General features: G+C 54.6%; 1 rRNA gene. It reads left to right on the forward strand.

Annotation, left to right across the window (positions count from 1 at the left end):
• Positions 1–1,344, forward strand: a 23S ribosomal RNA gene (locus tag AB5N96_RS13395); the annotation flags it as partial.
• Between the last annotated feature and the right edge of the window lies 1 nt (position 1,345).

A 1,345-nucleotide genomic window follows, 5' to 3' on the forward strand; every position in this document is an offset into this window, starting at 1 on the left:
TAGTCCGAAGTTTCTGATTTCACGCTGCCAAGAAAAGCCTCTAGCGAGGCGGGAGGTGCCCGTACCGCAAACCGACACAGGTGGTCGAGGAGAGAATCCTAAGGTGAGCGAGTGAACTCTCGTTAAGGAACTCGGCAAAATGACCCCGTAACTTCGGGAGAAGGGGTGCTCTGACAGGGTGAAAGCCCGAGAGAGCCGCAGTGAATAGGCCCAGGCGACTGTTTAGCAAAAACACAGGTCTCTGCAAAACCGTAAGGTGACGTATAGGGGCTGACGCCTGCCCGGTGCTGGAAGGTTAAGAGGAGTGCTTAGCGCAAGCGAAGGTGCGAATTGAAGCCCCAGTAAACGGCGGCCGTAACTATAACGGTCCTAAGGTAGCGAAATTCCTTGTCGGGTAAGTTCCGACCCGCACGAAAGGCGTAACGATCTGGGCACTGTCTCAACGAGAGACTCGGTGAAATTATAGTACCTGTGAAGATGCAGGTTACCCGCGACAGGACGGAAAGACCCCGTGGAGCTTTACTGTAGCCTGATATTGAACTTTGGTGCAACTTGTACAGGATAGGTAGGAGCCTAAGAGCCCGGAGCGCCAGCTTCGGAGGAGGCGTCGGTGGGATACTACCCTGGTTGTATTGAAGTTCTAACCCATGCCCGTGACCCGGGCAGGAGACAGTGTCAGGCGGACAGTTTGACTGGGGCGGTCGCCTCCTAAAGTGTAACGGAGGCGCCCAAAGGTTCCCTCAGAATGGTTGGAAATCATTCGAAGAGTGTAAAGGCAGAAGGGAGCTTGACTGCGAGACCTACAAGTCGAGCAGGGTCGAAAGACGGGCTTAGTGATCCGGTGGTTCCGCATGGAAGGGCCATCGCTCAACGGATAAAAGCTACCCCGGGGATAACAGGCTTATCTCCCCCAAGAGTCCACATCGACGGGGAGGTTTGGCACCTCGATGTCGGCTCATCGCATCCTGGGGCTGTAGTCGGTCCCAAGGGTTGGGCTGTTCGCCCATTAAAGCGGTACGCGAGCTGGGTTCAGAACGTCGTGAGACAGTTCGGTCCCTATCCGTCGTGGGCGTAGGAAATTTGAGAGGAGCTGTCCTTAGTACGAGAGGACCGGGATGGACACACCGCTGGTGTACCAGTTGTCTTGCCAAAGGCATCGCTGGGTAGCTATGTGTGGACGGGATAAGTGCTGAAAGCATCTAAGCATGAAGCCCCCCTCAAGATGAGATTTCCCATTACGCAAGTAAGTAAGATCCCTCAAAGACGATGAGGTAGATAGGTTCGGGGTGGAAGCGTGGCGACACGTGGAGCTGACGAATACTAATCGATCGAGGACTTAACCAAA

It is taken from the genome of Chryseomicrobium imtechense, from assembly GCF_041475995.1.
In the GTDB taxonomy this organism is placed as follows: domain Bacteria; phylum Bacillota; class Bacilli; order Bacillales_A; family Planococcaceae; genus Chryseomicrobium; species Chryseomicrobium aureum.